Origin of the sequence: Bacillus ectoiniformans (assembly GCF_016908875.1) — a bacterium.
GTDB classification, from domain to species: Bacteria; Bacillota; Bacilli; order Bacillales; family Domibacillaceae; genus Bacillus_BX; species Bacillus_BX ectoiniformans.
On sequence record NZ_JAFBES010000008.1, the window covers coordinates 121,814 to 141,945 of the forward strand.

Consider the following 20,132-nt stretch of genomic DNA (forward strand, 5'->3'; position numbering starts at 1 on the left):
GCCTCCTAATATACTGCGCATTTTACGCTTGTGATTAGTTGTAGTGCACTCTGTAGACCGCTGCCTCATAAGGCTTAAGTTTCATATGGCTAAGCGCGGATTGCTTCTCGTCATCATAGTTTCCAAACAATTTCTCAACAGACGCATACTTTACGTACTTCGGCATTTCAAATACCGACTCTTCTGCTGATAAGTTCGTCAGCACAAGAATCATGTCGTCTTCCCATGTTCTTGTGTACGCATAAATCTGCGGGTGATTTTCAAGCATAATATCGTAAGCTCCATACAGAAGCGTTTCGTTTTCTTTTCGGAATTGAATAAGTTTCTTATAGTAGTGATAAATAGAATTTGGATCTTTGACTGCTTTTTCGACATTGATGTCTTTATAATTCGGATTCACCTTCAGCCATGGAGTGCCGGTAGAGAAACCGCCATTCGGCTCATCATTCCACTGCATCGGCGTTCGTGAATTGTCACGGCCAGTCTGCCAGATGATCTCCATAATTTCTTCGTGTGTTTTCCCATTTTCCTTCTCAAGCTTATACAGGTTTTTAATCGCGACGTCATTATAATCGTCAATCGAAGAGAACTGCACATTCGTCATGCCGATTTCTTGGCCTTGATAAATAAATGGTGTTCCCTGCATCAGAAAGTACATTGTCGCCAGGGCTTTAGAAGATACATCCCAATATTTCGTGTCATCTCCTAAAATAGAGACAGACCGAGGTACATCGTGATTCTCTAAAAACAAAGCATTCCAGCCAATTCCTTCTAAGCCTTTTTGCCATTTCGTGTAGGATTCTTTAAACTTTGGCAAATCAACCGATGTCTCACTGTTCTTCTTCCATAAGCCAAGTGAATCGAATTGAAAGATCATGTTAAATGTTCCTTTGTCTTCTCCCACCCAAAGCTCGGCGTCTTCTGCTGACACGCCATTTGCTTCACCAACAGTCATCACATCGTATTTATCTAATGTTTCTTCTTTCAATTCATCTAAAAATTCATGTATGCCTTCTCTGTTCATATGCCCTTTATAAGAAGGAACATAACGCTTCTTGTCCGGGTTTGGCAGGTCAGGAAATCCTGGAACCTTTTTAATATGGGAAATCGCATCCACACGGAAACCATCGATGCCTTTATCTAGCCACCAGTTCACCATGTCGTATAAGTCTCGACGTACTTTCGGATTTTCCCAGTTCAAATCCGGCTGACGTTTAGCGAAGATATGCATGTAATATTGCTCTGTGTGCTCATCGTATTCCCAAGCAGATCCTCCAAAGATACTCTCCCAGTTATTCGGCTCTTCTCCATTCGGTTTAGGATCCTGCCAAATATAATAGTCTCTTTTCGGGTTGTCTTTACTTGAGCGAGATTCAATAAACCATGGATGGTCAGCTGATGTATGGTTAATAACTAAATCCATGATGATTTTCAGACCACGTTTGTGAGCTTCCTCCAACAGAAGATCGAAATCCTCCATTGTTCCAAATTCATCCATGATGTCTTGATAATCTGATATGTCATAGCCATTATCTTCATTAGGTGATTTATAAATCGGACAGATCCAAATGACTTCAATACCAAGATCTTTTAAATAATCTAACTTAGACATGATCCCTTTCAGATCTCCAATTCCATCTCCGTTGCTATCCATAAAGCTGCGTGGATATACTTGATAAACGACTGATTCTTTCCACCATATTTTCTTCATACATGATCCTCCTCGTCACATTTTACAATTGATAAATTCGTGCTTCATAAGGACGTAATACTAAGTCTTCCATCCGTTCTTTTTCCGTTACGTCTTGATAGTTAGCAAGTAATAAATGCGGTTCTTCTGTCAGCAGCTCCTCTGGACAATGAAAGCGGCTTTCATGATCCGCGTGATTTAAAACGATCAGCCAGCAGGTATCTTGATTCTTTCTCGTGTACGCATAAACCGCGTCATCATCTATGGAAAGATCATTGTACTCTCCATATACCATGACAGGATGTTCTTTCCGCAGACGAATCAGCTGCTGATAATAATGTAAAACAGAATGAGGCTCTTTCAAGTTTTCCTCGACATTAATGGTTGTATAGTTCGGATTGACTTTCATCCATGGTTTTCCGGTAGTGAACCCGCCGTGCTCCGTGGCGTTCCATTGGACAGGCGTGCGAGAATTATCTCGCGTTAATGGAAGCAAGTCTTTAAATACTTCCTTCGGGTTACGCCCTTTTTCTACTTCTTCTTTATATTTATTCTTCATCGCAATATCATGATAATCATCGATTGAGTCGAAACGGACTCCTGTCATTCCGATTTCTTCTCCTTGGTAAATATAAGGAATGCCAGGTAATGTATGAATCATGGTAGCTAAAAGCTTCGCAGACTCTTCCCGGTAAGTTCCGTCATTGCCATAGCGCGTCACTTGTCTTGTATGGTCATGATTATTTAAAAACTGAGAGTTTGTACCTTTTCCCTTTAACCCCTCGTACCAGCGGGTTTGAATATCCTTAAACTGCTTCATATTCCACGAAGGCATATCATCCGCCACTTCAAAGTGGAACAGCGTGTGCAATTCGTGACGATCCTCACCTACGTATAACGCTCCGTCTTCAGGAGTGACAAAAGGAATTTCTCCGACTGTCATCACATCATAATGGCACAGCACTTCCCGGTTCATCTCTTGAAGATACTCATGGATGCCTGGATTGTTCCCAAGGTATTGCAGATCCGCCGGTTTCTTCGCATCCGGAAAACCGTCTACTTTCGCTAATAGATTAATGACGTCCATTCGGAAGCCGTCGATCCCCTTATCAAGCCAATAACGCATCATATCGTAAATAGCGTGTCTGACCTCTTTATTCTCCCAGTTGAGATCAGGCTGTTCTACAGCGAATGAATGCATATAGTATTGATTCGTTTGTTCGTCGTATTCCCAAGCAGACGGGGCGAAGTAAGAGCGCCAGTTGTTCGGCTCTTTCCCATCTCTCGGATCCTTCCAAATGTACCAATCACGCTTCGGATGGTCTTTCGACGATTTCGATTCAAGAAACCAAGGGTGCTGATCGGAGGTGTGGTTGACGACGAGATCCATAATCAGTTTCATCCCGCGATTATGTACTTCCTCAAGCAGCCGCTCCCATGTCTCCATATCGCCAGCCTTCTCCATGATCGAATAATAGTCTGAAATATCGTAGCCGTTATCCACATCAGGTGATTCATAGCAAGGATTCAGCCAAATGACATCGACACCTAGCTCTTTTAGATAATCGAGCTTTGCAATCACACCTTCTAAATCACCGAACCCATCTCCATCTGTATCATAAAAGCTGCGCCAGTATACCTGGTAAACAACTGCCTCTTTCCACCACGTTTTCATTATTGATCCTCCTCTATCCCTGCTGTCTCACTACAGTCTTTCTTCTTTCGTTCTTGTTAGTGTCAAATATAAGCGGTAAAAAGCTGAAAATGATAGAAAGGCGGTCAATGAGCCTGTGAAGAATAGCAGCAGGAACAAGGGGCCTCTCACGCTTACATATACAAATGCCATTCCCGTAAGTAAAACAGCAATCAGCAACACCGGACTGCCTGCCGTAAGCAGCGCCGCTTTCTTCACTAAACTGCCTACCTTCATATCATAATGAGCATTCACCGAGAAAAAGTTCACTGTGAGCACATATAACAATAGTCCAAATATAAGAAATGCCATGCTGAGGATTGTATTCGCAGATTGGAAATACATATAATCAGCAATTAAAATGCTCCATACACTGGTGAAAATGATGCCGCCTTGAACGCTCTTTTTGTAATTTCCTTTATAATAAGCGAGATAAGAGCGAATAATTGAATCATGTTCCCGCTCTAAGATCCAATCGCGAACACTGGCAAACATAGCCGCGGTCGCGGGGAAAAAAAGAACAGGTGCTAACAGCGCAGCAGGCACCGCAAACAAAAACATCAGCTCCGCACTTTCTGCTTTCACGCTTTGAAACACAAAAAAGCTGAAAGGAAGGGTCAATAAAACCCAGAGCCCATTAACGAGTGAGAACCGCATGATCCATTCACTTGTTGAATATAACCCGTCTACAAGATTTCTCATTCCTCTTCCTCCCATTAGCTAATGTGTTTATTTATCATTCCAATTCGCTTTAGTTATCCAGCTCTTTCTCCGTCTTCTGTGCAACAAAAAAGCAAATCAGTGAAATCGTTTGCACTTTTGCGAAAAAAATTATTCTACAATCAGCGCCTTGCATGAGGCACGTTCTTCTATAAAGGTTGGGATAATAATACTTTTCTTCACCTTCGACACACTCTTCACTTCTTCGATCAAACACTTCGCTGACTCATAGCCTAACTGATAAATCTGTGTGTCAATCGATGTTAACGGCGGAGTGGCCAGCTTAGCAATCATTGTATTGTTAAAACTGATAATACTAATATCATCCGGCACTCTCAAGTTTTTCTCTCGCAAGCATAATAGCAGGTTAAGTGCGGTGAGATCATCTGTAACGACAAAGCCTGTTGGACACTCCGTTTGCTCCATCAATGTATCAATTACTTCTTTCATTGGCGCCGCTTTATCCAAACATTGAATAAAGGCCGGGTTGATAGAGATATGATTAAGTCTAAGAGCCTCTTGATAGCCATTTAATCTTGATTCAGATACTTCATACTGCGGCTGTTCACCGATAAATCCGATAGCAGTATGACCAAGGCCGATCAAGTATTCCGTGGCTTCCCTTGCCGCCAAGACATTGTCATTATTGACACTGATCATCTCATTTGCTTTCCCAATCGGTTTTCCAATCACGACAAAAGGGATCCCTTGCTTCTTTAAATAAGGTACCACCTTATCATCTTTTTTAGAATAAGTAACAATCAGTCCATCTACTCGCTTTCCTTGAACCATCTTGACTACATCTTGAAAGATCGCTTCATCTGACTCTCCGGTAGGGATGCTAATATGAAAATCTTCTTTATGACAAGAGGCGCTTATGCCTTTTAGCACTTCCGGAAAAAATGGGTCATGCAAAGAAGCCGTAGTGGAATTCTTCATCACAACACCGATTGTTTGGGTGGATTTCTGTGCAAGAACGCGCGCATTATGGTTTAAATAATACCCCATTTCCTCCATCACTTTTCGAACTTTCTTCTTCGTTTTCTCACTAATCCTTGGACTATCCGCGATCACTCGCGAGACGGTAGAAGGGGCAACGTTTGCCTGCTTTGCCACATCTTTAATCGTAACCGCCATTATTTTGCACCTTCTTTACTGCCAATTTACCTTATTTTCGTACGCTTTCATTAGGTTTTCTGATAGAGCAGAAAGTCCATTTTACTTTACTGCCCCTTCAGAAACACCTTCAATAATTTGCTTTTGAGCAAAGAAATAAGCAATGATTACTGGAATAATTGCAATCGTTAAACCTGCTAAGGCTAAGTGCCACTGTTTCGTGTACTGCCCAAAGAAGAAAAACATTTTTAATGGAATTGTCGCATTGCTTTCGCTCAATACCAAGGACGGCAATAAGTAGTCATTCCAAATCCATATGACGTTCAAGATCCCAACTGTGACAGAAATCGGCTTTAATAATGGGAAAATGATGTGGCGAAATGTCTGAAACTTATTCGCGCCGTCGATTAAAGCGGCTTCATCAAGTGATTGAGAAATCCCTGTCATCGCCCCGTGGTATAAGAAAATCGATAAGCTGCTTCCAAAACCTAAATACATAAACATTAAACCCGCTGGATTCAACATATCAGCCTGACCGAATAAAGAAACAAGCGGAATCATCACCGATTGGAACGGGATCAGCATCGCCGCGACGAACAGCATAAGGATACCTGCACTCAGCTTGCTTTTATTACGTGATAAGGCATAGCCGGCCATAGAAGAAAACACGATAATAATCGTTACACTGATGATGGTAATTAAGATCGAATTCCATAGAGATTGCATGAAGTTTAAATCGTCAAATGCATTGACGAAGTTTTCCAATGACCATTCTTCTGGAAATCCTAGCACACCCATGAAAATTTCTCTTTTTGTTTTAAAGGCATTTACGAGCATTAAATAAAAAGGAGACAGCCACAATAAGCCAAGCAGCAGGCCGAAAATGCCGATGACAACTGATGATTTCTTGTCGCTCATTACAAGTCAACCTCCCGTTTCTTATTGTAATACACTTGCGTTAAAGAAATCGCTGCAACGATCAGGAAGAACACAACTGCTTTTGCCTGCCCGTAGGCCATTTCTCTGGCGCTAAAAGCTGTTTTGACAATTTCCATGGCCACCATTTGTGTCGAGTCAAATGGACCTCCATTTGTTAAGGACAAGTTTTGGTCATAGATTTTAAATGAATTAGACAGAGTTAAGAACAAGCTTACTGTAAAGGCTGGAGCAACGAGCGGGAAGGTAATATTTTTAAAACGCTGGAAGCTGTTCGCCCCGTCAATTTTCGCCGCTTCAATTAATTCTCCAGGAATGTTTTGCAAATAGGCGATATAAATAATCATGATATAACCAGACATTTGCCAGCACGTTAAAATGACAAGTCCCCAGAACCCGGTACTAGTTGTCGATAACCATCCCTGCAGGCCTTCAATTCCTAGCGCTCGGCCAATATCGCTGAATACGCTGATAAAGATAAACTGCCAGATAAAGCCGAGAATTAAGCCGCCGATCATGTTTGGCATAAAGAAAATAGTTCGCAGCAGATTGCTTGTTTTCATTTTTCGTGTAACTAGTATGGCCAGACCTAGTCCAATGACATTCAAAAGAATAACTGTCACGAACGAGAATTTGACCGTGAACCAGATCGCATCTATAAAACTCTTGTCCTGTATCAGGTTCATGTAATGCTCGAAGCCTACGAATGTCGTTGCAGTCAGGCCATTCCAGTCAGTAAACGAATAATACGTTCCGTAAATTAATGGAACGAGAACAACGAGTCCGAGCGCTAATAAAACGGGTGTCAAGAACAGCCAAAATGATGTATCCCGATTTCTCATGAAGATCCCTCCGATGTATTTTTCTTGATAAATGCGAATAAAACAGCCTCTCAGCTGTTTTATTCACTTGTCTATTCTCTTACTTGCGTTTTTGTTCCCATTTCGCGATAGAGTCTTTCACGACTTCATCCCAAGTCATTTCACCAGAAAGGTACTTTTGCATGTTGCTTCCCGCTACACCAGTTCCCCAAGGGTTGCTTGGATAGCCAGTGAAGATCCAGCCGATTGTTTTACCTTCAGATGCATATTTGTAAATATCTTTTGAAAGCGGATCGCTAATTTTGTCTGTGTCGTATCCTTCAAACGCAGGGATAAACTTGAAGCTAGTAAGAACAGCTTCTTTCCCTTCATCAGATGTATATAGCCAGTCTAAGAATTTCTTAGATTCTTCAACTTCAGCTTTATCAGATTGAGAGTTTACAGCCCAGTAGTTTGGAACGCCGACTGGAATACTGCCTTCATGTCCTGTAACAGGAATTGGCAGAACACCGATGTTTTCAGCTAATTCCGGATCCATTTGTTCAACAGAAGGATATACCCAGTTTCCTTGCTGAATCATCGCTACACGCTCTAAAGAGAAGTACTCTTCTACTTGCTGTGAATAGTCTAAGCTTAATACCGGCTGAACGGAATATTTGTTTTGAAGGTCAAGGAAACGTTTCATTTCATCGCCTTTTTCGAAAGCGACTGTTTTCGCTTTGAAAGCTTCCATTACGTCACCATTGAACTCATCTGCTAAGAACGTGTTCGCTAAGTGGTCACCCATTACCCATGCTTCTTTACCTGGCAAAGCGAATACTGCTTCAATTCCAAGCTTTTTCTTTTGGCTGTCTAATTTTTTCGCAGCTTTTTCTAAATCTTCATGTGTAAGAATGGAAGCTGGATCAATGCCTGCTTTTTTGAAGATGTTTTTGTTATAGATCAAGCCGTATCCTTCTTGGTTCATTGGCAAGCCAAGAACTTTTTCGCCATCTTGCACTGTAGTTAATGTACCTTCTAGGGCAGACCCTGCTGCTTTCGTATCCGCTAAGTCCGTTAAGTATTTCTTATAATCAATGACGTCTTGAGGTCCAGTTACGTTGAAGATGTCGATATCTTCACCTGCAGAGAACGAAGATTTCAATACTGGAGCGTAATCCGTTCCACCGCCGACTGTTTTGACATTAATCTTAACACCTGGATTTTTTTCTTCATATTGTTTGACCAATTCCTCGAACTGGCTTTTAAACTCTACTTTTGCTTGGAAAATATCAATTGTGACATTCTCTCCGGCTGAACCGCTCTTTTCCTTATCTGAATCAGAAGATCCGCAGCCTGCTAATAACATTCCTGATACTGCCGCTACCGTTGCTACTTTCCCATAAAACTTCTTGCTCTTCATTACCTTCACTCCCCAGTAATAAAATAGTATGTTTCTTAATGAATTCGTTTGCACAGAATAATAGATAAAGCGCTTTCAAAATAGGTAAAAAAATAATATGTATTACCTTTTTTGCCGCTTTTGTACTCATAAATGTTCTGAGAAAACGTTTGCATTGATTAATTAAGTTGATAGTATCATAGGATATGTCACTGTGCAACAAAATTACTACATTAGTTTCAGAAATTATTAAAAAGTTATTACGAAATGATTGCAGTCTTTTTTGCTGTCATTTTATTATGAGTTCTAACCCTCTTAAATTGATCTCTGGAATTAAGTAACTACATGTATAGACCTTTGCAATCTTCCTATCTTCTCATCTACTTCCATTCAAATGGTGCTAAAGGCCGCTCCTAACAACCTAGAGGCTGGATGAGATCATAACTTATGACCCTTACTCCTGCTTTTTGGTATACAAGTGATTAAACTAAAATATGGAGGGTATTTCTAAAATAGTAAAAAATTATTTATAGTGGAGAGGAGAATATACATGTAATTTATAAGCATAATTCACAGTTTGCTCAATATTTCACAATATATTATTAGAAAGTTTTGGTACAATAACCTTGTGATATTACTAAACAAACTTTTCAACCTAAGCGTAGTTATTACGCTAATCTAAAGGAGAGATTTTCCATGAAAGCAGTCGTAGTTAACCCAAACAGCAAAGCAAACATTGAAGTCATTGAAAAGGAAATTCGGCCATTGAAGTCTGGCGAGGCCTTAGTGGATATAGAGTATTGCGGCGTTTGTCATACGGATCTACACGTAGCTGCTGGTGATTTCGGCAACGTTGAAGGCCGTGTTCTCGGTCATGAAGGAATCGGTGTTGTGTCTAAAATTGCAGATGATGTAACTAGTTTAAAAGTGGGCGATCGAGTAAGTGTTGCCTGGATGTTCGAAGCTTGCGGCAGATGTGAGTATTGTACAACAGGCCGGGAAACTTTTTGCCGTAATGTAAAAAATGCAGGCTATAGTGTGGACGGTGGCATGGCTGAACAATGTATCGTCACAGCTGATTACGCAGTAAAAGTTCCTGAAGGCCTAGATCCCGCACAAGCGAGCAGTATCACATGTGCTGGAGTGACAACTTATAAAGCGATTAAAGTAGCGGATATTAAACCTGGCCAATGGATCATCATCTATGGTTGCGGCGGATTGGGTAATCTAGCCATCCAATATGCCAAACATGTCTTTAATGCTAAAGTAATTGCTGTAGATATTAACGATGACAAATTAGCACTCGCTAAAGAAATTGGTGCAGATATGACGATCAATCCTATGACTCAAGGTGATGCGGATAAGATCATCCAAGAACAAGTCGGCGGCGCCTACTCCGCAGTGGTCACTGCTGTTTCTAAAGTGGCCTTTAACTCTGCGGTTAATGCTGTACGCGCTTGCGGAAAAGTGATTGCTGTAGGTCTGCCATCAGAAACAATGGATTTAAATATCCCGCGTCTCGTTCTTGACGGTATTGAAGTCGTTGGTTCATTAGTCGGTACTCGCAAAGATTTAGAAGAAGCTTTCCAATTTGGGGCAGAAGGCAAGGTTGTACCAGTTGTCCAAACACGCTGCTTGCATGAAGTCACAGACGTATTCGAAGAAATGAAACAAGGTAAAATCCAAGGCCGTATGGTCATCGACTTTAAAGCGAAGTAATGAATAGCAGCAAATAATAGTTTAATAGATTCAAAGAGGCGGAACCATTGGTTCTGCCTTTTTTTTTGCAATATGGGGATGGTTTGAAGATGTTAAGAAATTAAAAATTTCTTCAGACGTTAGCGCGCTATAGATTGGAGTTATCCGCCTTTAGAACCTCCAAAGTGCCAATAGAATAGTCTCGTCCTCCGGTAGAGCAACAAATTTACATCATCCGCTGTCTCCTTTCAATGAATATTTAATTCTCGCGTCTTTTCATGAGAGTTCAGACAAAAAAACGAGTAGAAATTAGACTGATTCGCTAATTCCTACTCGTTTTTTGATTATTTCCATCTATTTTACATACCTTTTTTTTCAAGCTAAATGAGACAAGAAACCCGTCTCCATGTACTAATATTACTCAACCGTCACCGACTTAGCCAAGTTTCTCGGCTTATCCACGTCACATTCACGATGCAGGGCAGCGTAATAGCTGATCAGCTGGAATGGGATGACTGATACAAGCGGTGTTAATAGCTTATGCACTTCTGGAAGAACGAAGCGATCGCTTTCTGATTCCAAGCCTTTCATGGAGATCACGCATGGGTTGGCGCCGCGAGCTGCTACTTCTTTCACGTTTCCGCGAATACTTAGATTCACGCTTTCTTGTGTTGCCAGCGCAATAACAGGTGTTCCGTCTTCAATTAAAGCAATCGTTCCATGCTTTAATTCTCCGCCGGCGAAACCTTCTGCTTGGATATAAGAAATTTCTTTCAGTTTCAAAGCACCCTCAAGGCCGACATAGAAATCAACTGAACGGCCGATGAAGAAACAATTGCGAGTTGTTGCTAAATACTCGCTGGCAATTTGCTCCATTTCCTCTTTCGCATCACACAACACTTCCATTGCGTTCGCTGCAATACCCAATTCTTTCACTAGATCGAAGTCCAGTTCAATACCTCTTGCTTTCGCTGTTACACCTGCTAGTATCGCTAGGACAGAAATCTGCGCAGTGTAGGCTTTCGTTGAAGCCACAGCAATCTCAGGTCCTGCGTGCAGAAGCATCGTATAATCTGCTTCACGAGATAAAGTTGACCCTGGTGCATTCGTGATCGTTAATGCTTTATAGCCCATTTCCTTTACCTTCACTAATACTGCGCGGCTATCTGCTGTTTCTCCGCTTTGTGAGATGAAGATGAACAATGGCTTCTCAGACAGTAAAGGCATATTGTAAACGAACTCACTCGCTACATGTACTTCTACTGGGATCTTCGCCATGTTTTCAATATATTGCTTTCCTACAAGGCCGGCATGATAACTTGTTCCGCATGCCACAATGTATAATCGGTCTGCTTCATCCATTGCTTTCGCGATCTTATCGTCTATGGCTAATTCGCCGCTCTCATTTTGATACGCTTGAACGATTTTGCGAGTCACTAGCGGCTGCTCGTCAATTTCTTTCAGCATATAATGAGGGTACGTGCCTTTTTCGATATCGCTCGCATCGAGTTCTGCTTTATAAGAATCACGAGTAACAGCTGTTCCGTCCAGTTTCTTAATCGCAACGCTGTCTTTCGTGACGATAACCATTTCTTTGTCCATTAATTCTACATACTCATCTGTTACTTGCAGCATCGCCATTGCATCTGATGCCACGACATTAAAGTCGTCTCCTAAACCAACAAGCAAAGGACTCTTGTTCTTCGCGACAAAAATCGTTTCTGCTGCTTCGCTGTCTAACAAAGCAAGTGCATAAGATCCTTTCAGCATACCTAATGTCTTTCGGAAGGCTTCTTCTGTTTCCATGCCTTCTTTAGAAAATAAGTCGATTAACTGAACGATAATCTCTGTGTCTGTATCACTGACTAACGCCACATCTAGCAAGTATTCACGTTTTAACTGCTCATAGTTTTCAATGACGCCGTTGTGCACAAGCGTAAAACGACCAGACGCACTTTGATGAGGGTGAGCATTCTCTTTACTTGGCACGCCGTGAGTCGCCCAGCGTGTATGTCCGATTCCAGTCTTCGCTTCTACGGATTGATCAACAATCCCACGCAGATCAGCAATCCGGCCTTTTTCTTTAAATATATGAATTCCATCTTGGTTTCTTACTGCAATCCCAGCTGAATCATAGCCGCGGTATTCCAGTTTCTCCAAGCCTTTTAGTAATATTTCAATGGTATCTTGATGACCAATATAACCAACAATTCCGCACATAAATTAAGTTCCTCCTAAAATAGTTAGAGGGCAAGCAAAACGCAGGGCGCTTTATTGCCCCCTTCACTTTGTTATATCAATATATTTATCGCTCTTCCTTTCCCTTTGTCCATAAGGTTGCCCCAATGTTTTAAGGAAAGAATAGTCGGTTGGGCGATCTCAACCGGGAGGCATCCGCCGATCATTCGATAAACCTCCTCCTCGTCAACTAAGCTGGCTCTCATCCGCTTAGTTCAGGCGCTTTAGTTACTATTTATACTACCCCGTTTCTTCCCCTTTCAAAAATTATTTATAAAACAGAATAAGCATACACTACTTAATTTATTTCAGTCAACTAACTTCTACTCAAAGTCATAGACTTACTTCATTTATCCTATGAAAAAAAGGACGCATCTGCGCCCTCCTTTTGCCTATTTCAAACAGTGTTTAAGCTAGTCCCATTTCTTCTTGGACAACATCAGCAATTCGCCCAACGTAGGTTGCGCAAAGCTCTTCAGTCGAAGCTTCTACCATGACGCGCACTAACGGCTCAGTTCCTGAAGGACGAACCAGCACACGTCCATTTCCGTTCATTTCAGCTTCCACTTCAGAAATGGCCGCTTTTACTTTATCGTTATCCGTTACATGGTGCTTGTCAGTCACACGAATATTGACGAGTTTTTGCGGGAACTTCTGCATTTCAGCCGCAAGCTCCGATAAAGGTTTCTTCGTCATATTCATGACATTTACCAGCTGCAAGCCTGTCAGCAAACCATCACCTGTTGTGTTGTAATCTAAGAAGATAATATGACCAGACTGCTCTCCGCCAAGATTATATTTACTCTTCTTCATAGCTTCCACGACATAACGGTCACCCACTGCTGTTTGGATACTCTTAATGCCTTCTTCTTCTAAGCCTTTATAGAAACCTAGATTACTCATGACTGTTGAAACAACCGTGGAGTCGTTTAATTGTCCCTCTTTATTTAAATATTTGGCGCAGATAAACATAATTTGATCGCCGTCAACGATATTTCCTTTTTCATCAACCGCGATTAAACGATCCCCATCTCCGTCAAATGATAATCCAATGTCCGCGCCTTTTTCTAACACGAATGCCGCAAGAGCTTCAGGGTGTGTAGATCCGACCCCATCGTTAATGTTTAATCCGTTAGGGGACGTTCCCATAGTGGAAATATCCGCTTCTAGGTCAGCGTATAGATGAGTGGCCAATGAAGAAGTTGCCCCATGCGCACAGTCTAAGGCAATATGTACACCTGAGAAGTCTTCATCCACTGTCTGCTTCAAGTATTGGATGTATTTTTGTCCGCCTTCAAAGTAATCGCTGACTTGTCCTAGGTCTCCGCCTGTTGGACGAGGCAGTGTATCTTCCGATTTGTCTAACAACGCTTCAATTTCATCCTCTTGTTCATCTGTTAATTTAAACCCGTCTGAACCAAAGAATTTAATTCCGTTATCCGCTACAGGATTATGAGAGGCAGAAATCATGACGCCTGTTTGTGCATCCATAGCTTTAGTTAAATAAGAGACGCCTGGTGTAGAAATGACACCTAAGCGCATGACCTCAGCACCGATCGACAGTAACCCGGCAATTAGTGCTCCTTCTAGCATATGACCTGAAATACGAGTATCTCTGCCCACTAATACTTTTGGACGTTCTGCATTCTTAGTCAGAACATATCCTCCAAAACGCCCTAGTTTAAATGCTAATTCTGGCGTTAATTCGGTATTGGCTACGCCTCTGACTCCGTCTGTCCCAAAATACTTACCCATTCGATCATTCTCTCCTTTAGTTAACCTGTTGTTATAAGTACTGGTTATTCTAGTACTCTATTCATCCTTTTTCCCAGCAGTCGATTCTGCAGCTGGTGACCCTTCAGTTGTCACTTTGACTTTAATAATCTGAGGAGAAACAAAGTTTAATCCTTCTCCTAATTCAATTGGCACACTGACGGTGGTCGATTTAATGACTTCGTCTACATCAATAGGAATCAGCAGTTCTTCTAACTCTGAAAGAATCGATTCCTTGCCATACACCGTCAGCTCTTCTACTTCAGGCACCAGTGAGGTAACCTTTACCCCCTTTGGCGGCGTTCCTTTTGGAAATACATTCAGTGACACTTTCTTACTTGGGTTCTTCACTGAAATCGATAATTGAACGGTTTCGGGTTCCGTCTTTACATCAAGCTTGTTTAGCTCGCTGTCTAACACCAGAACTCTAGCCATCCCTGACGTCTCTTTATTAATTTTTTCTTTTACATCAAGAGTAGCTTTCACATACACAATTTTATCAATCGCATCTTTCGGCCCTGTGATCTTAACCTTTCGAGGATCAATCGTTAAGTCTTCTACTTGATATCCTTCAGCGATCATTTTATCGTTGTATTCCGGTGTTACTGTAAATTGTTCTGTCACTTTTTCTTCGATTAAAAGATCCACAGTGTCAGGCTGTATTTTCACGTTTAATTTCTCAGAGAAGTTTTCATGCTTAATCTTTACTTGATGCTTGCCGATGCTTACATCTGTTAAATCGATAAACAATTTAAACTCTCTCAGGCGTTTGGTCGATTCAATAATACTTTTCGGACCTTCCACCTTCACGTCTACAGTTGCTGGCACTCCGCTGACAAATAGATTTTCGTTGTCATAGTACACTTGCACAGGAACGTCACTAATTACTTCCGTGTTATCTTGAGAAGAGTTATCTGCTTTTTTACTAAGTTCAAAATCACTAAAGTTCACTGAAGTATATAAGAGTGCCGCCAGCATAAGTGCTACAACGCGCATGAACCATGGACTCTCCATAAATTTATCCATCGCTTTTCTTCCCCCTCCAGCTCCACCGGTTTGAGGAATCATCAGACTCGGCTACTTTTAGCAATTCATGCTCTAGCAGCTTTTTAAACTCCTCAGAAGAGAGTTCGCGGTATAAGTCCCCATTCTTGGTGACAGAGACCGCACCGGTTTCTTCAGAGACAACAATTGTAATACTGTCAGTGACTTCACTGACCCCTAATGCCGCCCGATGTCGTGTACCTAACTCTTTAGAGATAAACGGGCTCTCAGACAACGGCAAATAACAGGCCGCTGCAGCAATTTGATTTTTTTGAATCACCACAGCCCCATCGTGTAGAGGGGTGTTTGGAATAAAAATATTAATCAGCAGTTCGGATGAGATATAAGAATGCATAGGAATACCGGTTTCAATATAATCATTCATCCCAGTTTCTTTCTCAATTGAAATTAATGCGCCAATTCGGCGTTTCGCCATGTAACTGACCGATTTAGTCAATGCTTCGATCATTCTCCGCTGCTCTTCATCCTCTTGCATGACATTTCTCGAGAAGATCCTTCCGCGGCCCAACTGTTCAAGCGCACGGCGCACTTCTGGCTGGAAAATAATGATAACTGCTAAGAAACCCCATGTTAATGCTTGTTCCATGATCCAGCTGAGGGTATTTAAACCAAGCAGGCCGCTCACGCTTCTGATCATGACAATCACGAAGATTCCCTTTAAGAGCTGAACCGCTTTCGTTCCACGGATCACCATTAGCAACTTATAAACCACGAACCAAACAAGCACGATATCTAACACATTTGACAAGTAGTCCAAAAAAGTAAAATTCGCAAAGTAATTTGAGAACGGCATATTACATCCTCCAATAATGTAATTACTAAAAGCCGTATAGAGGCTGTATGTATCAAGTAACTTACTTAGTATATCACAAGCGGCGCATAAGACAGAAATGAAAAAATGTGCTGAAAAAAGAAGCAGTTCGTTCTGCTTCTTTTCATTAAGGTCAATAAGTTACATTTTTTCACTCCGAAAGGTCCATAAGTGTAAATGGAATGTTTATGTTACCTTTCTTCTTTATAATCATACTATTCCCGTCATTTATATTTAGACGCCTTATAGAACAAGTATCAGGCTAACTATGGATGAAACACTCTCTCCATTCTGGATTAATTGAAGAGTTCTTTGACACCTGTTTTCAATTCAAACCATAACCAGCCAAACATCTCATCTATTTCTTCAATTTCACCGGTGACTTTTCCTGCCGATGCCATATATTTTTCTCCATTAATGACCGTGACATCCCCTTCTACTTCTCCTTCAATTCGAATATCCCCATTTTTAACGACGATATCACCGTTAATGGTTTCTCCTTTAGGCACAACAACTGTATGATCCTCAACCTGCAAATCGCTATGCTTGGTAAAAGCAAAGTGATCATCTTCCTGCTGCCACATAGAGAAAAATCCAGCAGACATTAAAAAGAGAAATAGTGCTGCCGCTGTCATGAATGGATGGTGGCGGAACCAGCGCTCCATACCGACTTTTTTTCTTTCTTTAGGCAAGGCATTAAGGACATTAGAAGTAAAATTCACCGGAGCCTGAATATGGGATGCACTTTGAACAAGAGCAATCGTCTTTTTAAGTTCAAAGAAGTGCCGGCTGCAGCCCTCACAGCTGTCTAAATGTGCTTTTAATATTTTTAACTGCCCATCTTCAATATCGCCATCCAAATAACGATGCATATACTGAATCATTTCTTTAGAACAGGTAGCCATTACAGTACACATCCCCTTATTTACAAATTTCTCAAGTATTTTCTCAGAGCTTCTCTGCCGCGATGTACTCTCGTTTTCACTGTGCCTAATGGCAAATCTAATATTTCCGATATATCCTGCAAAGGCAGTTCTTCAATATATTTTAATACAATGACTGAACGATACTTCTCAGGCAATTTTAGGATCGCGGATTGAATCGTTTCCTGAAGCTCCATCGATTCCACTTCTTCTTCAGGAAGCTTGTCATCAGAAGATATTTGTGAATACATATTCAATCCATCCGTGCCTGCCACCTCAGCATCCAAATGGTAATCCGGCTTCGCTTTCCGGATTTTATCAATACAAAGATTCGTCGCAATGCGGTAGAGCCAAGTCGTAAACTTCTTGTCAGGATTGTACGTATGAATATTTATAAAAGCTTTAATAAATGTTTCTTGTGCTGCATCTTCCGCTTCATGCCGATTCCAAAGCATGCGAAAACAAATTTGGTAGACTTTTTCTTTATAAAGTTCAACAATCTCACCAAATGCATTTTGGTCTCCCTTTAAAACTTGCTTAATCCTTCGTTTAACTATTAATTCCATGCAAATTACCTCCGCCCTAGCGGGTATATATATATACGAGGCTAGATTTAAAAAGTTTCAAAAAAATAATTATACTTTTATCTTAACAAATATCCAAATTAAAGTTTACATTATTTTCAAAAAGGGTATGATTAGTATATTAGATCGAACTGTGCGGAAGAAAGGGTGAAACATATGCATGAAATACTGATGCAAATTGAAAATTGCAGACGAGAAATGGTTGTCCTAGCCATGCAGACATCTTATTCTGACAGCAAAGTAATAGAAGCAAGTACGAAGCTTGATCATTTATTAAATGAATACGAAAATTTAAAAAAGCCAGAGGCGTCAGCTGCTTGCTAAAGACGCTTCTGGCTTTCTTTGTTTATAACAACTTTTCTCCGAATAATGAACCCATTAAGGCTACAGCCACAGAAGCTGTTTTATTCTTCTCATCAAGAATCGGATTCACTTCAACAAACTCTGCTGATGTGATGATCCCGCTCTCCTCAAGCATTTCCATAGCTAAGTGACTTTCCCGGTAACTGATTCCTCCAATGACAGGTGTACCTACTCCTGGTGCATCATTAGGGTCTAAACCATCTAAATCTAAAGATAAATGGACACCGTCTGTTTTCTCTTTTAAATAGTCGACTGTTTCTTCAATTACTTTCGTCATACCTAAACGGTCTACCTCGTGCATCGTATATACTTTCATGCCTTTTTCTTTAATAAGTTCTTTCTCTCCATCATCAAGAGAACGCGCACCAATGATGACTATGTTTTCTGGTTTCACTTTAGGCGCATAGCCATAGATATCAGTAAGGTCCGAATGGCCGATTCCTAGACTTACAGCAAGCGGCATCCCATGAATGTTGCCTGTAGGAGAAGTTTCAGCTGTATTTAAATCTCCATGCGCATCGTACCAAATAACCCCAAGGTTTTTATAATGTTTAGATGTGCCTGCCAATGTGCCAATAGCAATGCTATGGTCTCCGCCAAGCACTAGCGGGAAGCTTCCAGACTGAATAACTTCATCCACCTTTTCAGCTAGATTTAAACTAGCATCTGCAACCGCTTTCAAATTCTTTAGATTTGTATCTTTACTATGAACGGAGTGCTCTCTAGGAATCTCAATATCTCCGCAGTCTTCCACTTCGATCTCCAGCGCTTCTAAACGTTCCTTAACACCTGCATAACGAATAGCGCTTGGCCCCATGTCTACTCCTCTGCGAAGCTGCCCCAAATCCATCGGAACGCCAATAATTGAAATTTTATTTAGTTTTGCCATATAACATCTCTCCTTCTCTAAGCTGACGATACTCTTATTCTACTCATAAATAGTCCGGTGACTCAACCGGACATTTTTTTGAATATTTATACAAGTGTATAAATTAGAAATTGCGCTAGATATGCCTTTATTCGGAGATGCATATGCACAATATAAGAAGAGTGGTCTGACTGATCAAGAAAAATGAAATGAGCAGGCTCACAAAATATTACTAGAATATCGGCAAGGCCGGTGATATCATGTAAAAGTTTATCCAATATATATTATATTTTATATGAATAAATGGATGGATGGATTTTTGCGCACTAAAAAACCACAGATCAATGACCTGTGGTTAATAGAAATGAGCCATGAAGGACTCGAACCTTCGACCCTCTGATTAAAAGTCAGATGCTCTACCAACTGAGCTAATGGCTCAAAACAATGGCTGGGCTAGAAGGATTCGAACCTTCGCGTGACGGAATCAAAATCCGCTGCCTTACCGCTTGGCTATAGCCCATCTATTTGAATAAAAAACAAAAAGGACATTTTTTAATATGTCCAACCATATTATATATAACTGGTGGAGGGGGGCAGATTCGAACTGCCGAACCCGAAGGAGCGGATTTACAGTCCGCCGCGTTTAGCCACTTCGCTACCCCTCCGTATTAAGATGAAAATGGTGCCGGCAAGAGGACTTGAACCCCCAACCTACTGATTACAAGTCAGTTGCTCTACCAGTTGAGCTACACCGGCATAAAATGGTGGAGGATGACGGGATCGAACCGCCGACCCTCTGCTTGTAAGGCAGATGCTCTCCCAGCTGAGCTAATCCTCCATATGTATAAGTGAGATAATGGTGACCCGTACGGGATTCGAACCCGTGTTACCGCCGTGAAAGGGCGGTGTCTTAACCGCTTGACCAACGGGCCATTCTTTAATTATAGTAAGCTTCCAACCGGGCTCGAACCGGTGACCTCTTCCTTACCATGGAAGCACTCTACCTGCTGAGCTATGGAAGCAAAAGATATGGCTCCGCAGGCAAGACTCGAACTTGCGACCGATCGGTTAACAGCCGATTGCTCTACCACTGAGCTACTGCGGAATGAAATTGCCTGGCGATGTCCTACTCTCACAGGGGGAAACCCCCAACTACCATCGGCGCAAAAGAGCTTAACTGCCGTGTTCGGGATGGGAACGGGTGTGACCTCTTTGCCATAATCACCAGACTTTTCAAGACATTTCTTATTATAGCTTATGTGTATTTAATTTGCAAGAACTTTTTTTGTTCTTTCAAAACTAGATAATATCTTAAGTAACCTTGCAGCCAAGTAATCGTGTGTTGCGTTCGGGCAGCCCGAAGACTGCCTTCGTTTGGTTAAGTCCTCGATCGATTAGTATTCGTCAGCTCCACGTGTCGCCACGCTTCCACCTCGAACCTATCTACCTGAT

At 41.4% G+C, this 20,132-nt stretch carries 16 protein-coding genes, 8 tRNA genes and 1 rRNA gene; 2 read left to right on the forward strand and 23 right to left on the reverse strand.

Annotated elements, in window-relative coordinates:
• Positions 1-34: 34 nt before the first annotated feature.
• The 7 genes from JOC78_RS12035 to JOC78_RS12065 form a co-directional block, all read right to left on the reverse strand.
• Positions 35-1,711 carry a glycoside hydrolase family 13 protein gene (locus JOC78_RS12035; RefSeq protein ID WP_204556208.1) on the reverse strand — a complete coding sequence of 559 codons (1,677 nt, stop codon included), beginning with the start codon at positions 1,709-1,711 and terminating at the stop codon, positions 35-37.
• Positions 1,712-1,733: 22 nt separating this feature from the next.
• Positions 1,734-3,368, reverse strand: coding sequence for a glycoside hydrolase family 13 protein (locus JOC78_RS12040; RefSeq protein WP_338023202.1), 1,635 nt, complete (start codon positions 3,366-3,368; stop codon positions 1,734-1,736).
• 27 nt (positions 3,369-3,395) lie between these two features.
• Positions 3,396-4,085 carry a YesL family protein gene (locus JOC78_RS12045; RefSeq protein ID WP_204556210.1) on the reverse strand — a complete coding sequence of 230 codons (690 nt, stop codon included), beginning with the start codon at positions 4,083-4,085 and terminating at the stop codon, positions 3,396-3,398.
• A gap of 129 nt (positions 4,086-4,214) precedes the next feature.
• Positions 4,215-5,240 (reverse strand): LacI family DNA-binding transcriptional regulator, encoded by a 1,026-nt coding sequence (locus JOC78_RS12050; protein ID WP_204556211.1) that lies wholly within the window; start codon positions 5,238-5,240, stop codon positions 4,215-4,217.
• Positions 5,241-5,321: 81 nt separating this feature from the next.
• The gene (locus JOC78_RS12055) at positions 5,322-6,137 is read right to left on the reverse strand and encodes a carbohydrate ABC transporter permease (protein WP_204556213.1); all 816 of its coding nucleotides are present in this window, start codon (positions 6,135-6,137) and stop codon (positions 5,322-5,324) included.
• The gene (locus tag JOC78_RS12060) at positions 6,137-6,997 is read right to left on the reverse strand and encodes a carbohydrate ABC transporter permease (RefSeq protein ID WP_204556215.1); all 861 of its coding nucleotides are present in this window, start codon (positions 6,995-6,997) and stop codon (positions 6,137-6,139) included. Before JOC78_RS12060 ends, JOC78_RS12055 begins: the two co-directional genes overlap by 1 nt.
• 79 nt (positions 6,998-7,076) lie before the next feature.
• Positions 7,077-8,378, reverse strand: coding sequence for an ABC transporter substrate-binding protein (locus JOC78_RS12065; protein ID WP_204556217.1), 1,302 nt, complete (start codon positions 8,376-8,378; stop codon positions 7,077-7,079).
• A gap of 675 nt (positions 8,379-9,053) precedes the next feature.
• Here JOC78_RS12065 and adhP point away from each other — a divergent pair.
• Positions 9,054-10,076 carry an alcohol dehydrogenase AdhP gene (adhP, locus tag JOC78_RS12070; protein ID WP_204556226.1) on the forward strand — a complete coding sequence of 341 codons (1,023 nt, stop codon included), beginning with the start codon at positions 9,054-9,056 and terminating at the stop codon, positions 10,074-10,076.
• A 396-nt stretch (positions 10,077-10,472) separates the two neighbouring features.
• Here adhP and glmS read toward each other — a convergent pair whose 3' ends face one another.
• From glmS to sigW, 6 genes are all read right to left on the reverse strand, one after another.
• On the reverse strand, positions 10,473-12,275 hold the full coding sequence (gene glmS, locus JOC78_RS12075; protein WP_204556228.1) for a glutamine--fructose-6-phosphate transaminase (isomerizing): 1,803 nt from the start codon (positions 12,273-12,275) through the stop codon (positions 10,473-10,475).
• A gap of 426 nt (positions 12,276-12,701) precedes the next feature.
• On the reverse strand, positions 12,702-14,048 hold the full coding sequence (gene glmM, locus JOC78_RS12080) for a phosphoglucosamine mutase (protein ID WP_204556230.1): 1,347 nt from the start codon (positions 14,046-14,048) through the stop codon (positions 12,702-12,704).
• A gap of 57 nt (positions 14,049-14,105) precedes the next feature.
• A complete protein-coding gene (locus JOC78_RS12085) occupies positions 14,106-15,092 on the reverse strand; it encodes a CdaR family protein (protein ID WP_204556232.1) in 987 nt (328 codons plus the stop codon).
• Positions 15,085-15,924 (reverse strand): diadenylate cyclase CdaA, encoded by an 840-nt coding sequence (gene cdaA / locus JOC78_RS12090; protein ID WP_204556240.1) that lies wholly within the window; start codon positions 15,922-15,924, stop codon positions 15,085-15,087. The genes JOC78_RS12085 and cdaA overlap by 8 nt, the downstream gene beginning before the upstream one ends.
• Before the next feature lie 314 nt (positions 15,925-16,238).
• Entirely contained in the window at positions 16,239-16,847 is a 609-nt protein-coding gene (locus JOC78_RS12095) for an anti-sigma factor family protein (RefSeq protein ID WP_204556242.1), read from the reverse strand.
• 20 nt (positions 16,848-16,867) lie between these two features.
• Complete coding sequence (gene sigW / locus JOC78_RS12100; protein WP_204556244.1) at positions 16,868-17,431, reverse strand: RNA polymerase sigma factor SigW; 564 nt, start codon at positions 17,429-17,431, stop codon at positions 16,868-16,870.
• A gap of 174 nt (positions 17,432-17,605) precedes the next feature.
• Here sigW and JOC78_RS12105 point away from each other — a divergent pair, with 174 nt between their 5' ends.
• Positions 17,606-17,773, forward strand: coding sequence for an aspartyl-phosphate phosphatase Spo0E family protein (locus JOC78_RS12105; RefSeq protein WP_239587138.1), 168 nt, complete (start codon positions 17,606-17,608; stop codon positions 17,771-17,773).
• A 22-nt stretch (positions 17,774-17,795) separates the two neighbouring features.
• Here JOC78_RS12105 and rocF read toward each other — a convergent pair whose 3' ends face one another.
• The 10 genes from rocF to rrf form a co-directional block, all read right to left on the reverse strand.
• Positions 17,796-18,701, reverse strand: a complete 906-nt coding sequence (gene rocF, locus JOC78_RS12110) for an arginase (protein ID WP_204556247.1) — start codon at positions 18,699-18,701, stop codon at positions 17,796-17,798.
• Between the two features lie 344 nt (positions 18,702-19,045).
• A tRNA-Lys gene (locus JOC78_RS12115) sits at positions 19,046-19,118 on the reverse strand.
• A 7-nt stretch (positions 19,119-19,125) separates the two neighbouring features.
• A tRNA-Gln gene (locus JOC78_RS12120) sits at positions 19,126-19,200 on the reverse strand.
• Between the two features lie 61 nt (positions 19,201-19,261).
• Positions 19,262-19,345, reverse strand: a tRNA-Tyr gene (locus tag JOC78_RS12125).
• Positions 19,346-19,360: 15 nt separating this feature from the next.
• A tRNA-Thr gene (locus JOC78_RS12130) sits at positions 19,361-19,436 on the reverse strand.
• A 6-nt stretch (positions 19,437-19,442) separates the two neighbouring features.
• Positions 19,443-19,518: transfer RNA gene (locus JOC78_RS12135), tRNA-Val, on the reverse strand.
• Between the two features lie 19 nt (positions 19,519-19,537).
• Positions 19,538-19,612: transfer RNA gene (locus JOC78_RS12140), tRNA-Glu, on the reverse strand.
• 17 nt (positions 19,613-19,629) lie between these two features.
• A tRNA-Thr gene (locus JOC78_RS12145) sits at positions 19,630-19,702 on the reverse strand.
• A gap of 8 nt (positions 19,703-19,710) precedes the next feature.
• Positions 19,711-19,785: transfer RNA gene (locus JOC78_RS12150), tRNA-Asn, on the reverse strand.
• A gap of 8 nt (positions 19,786-19,793) precedes the next feature.
• Positions 19,794-19,909: ribosomal RNA gene (gene rrf / locus JOC78_RS12155) — 5S ribosomal RNA — on the reverse strand.
• Positions 19,910-20,132 lie beyond the last annotated feature (223 nt).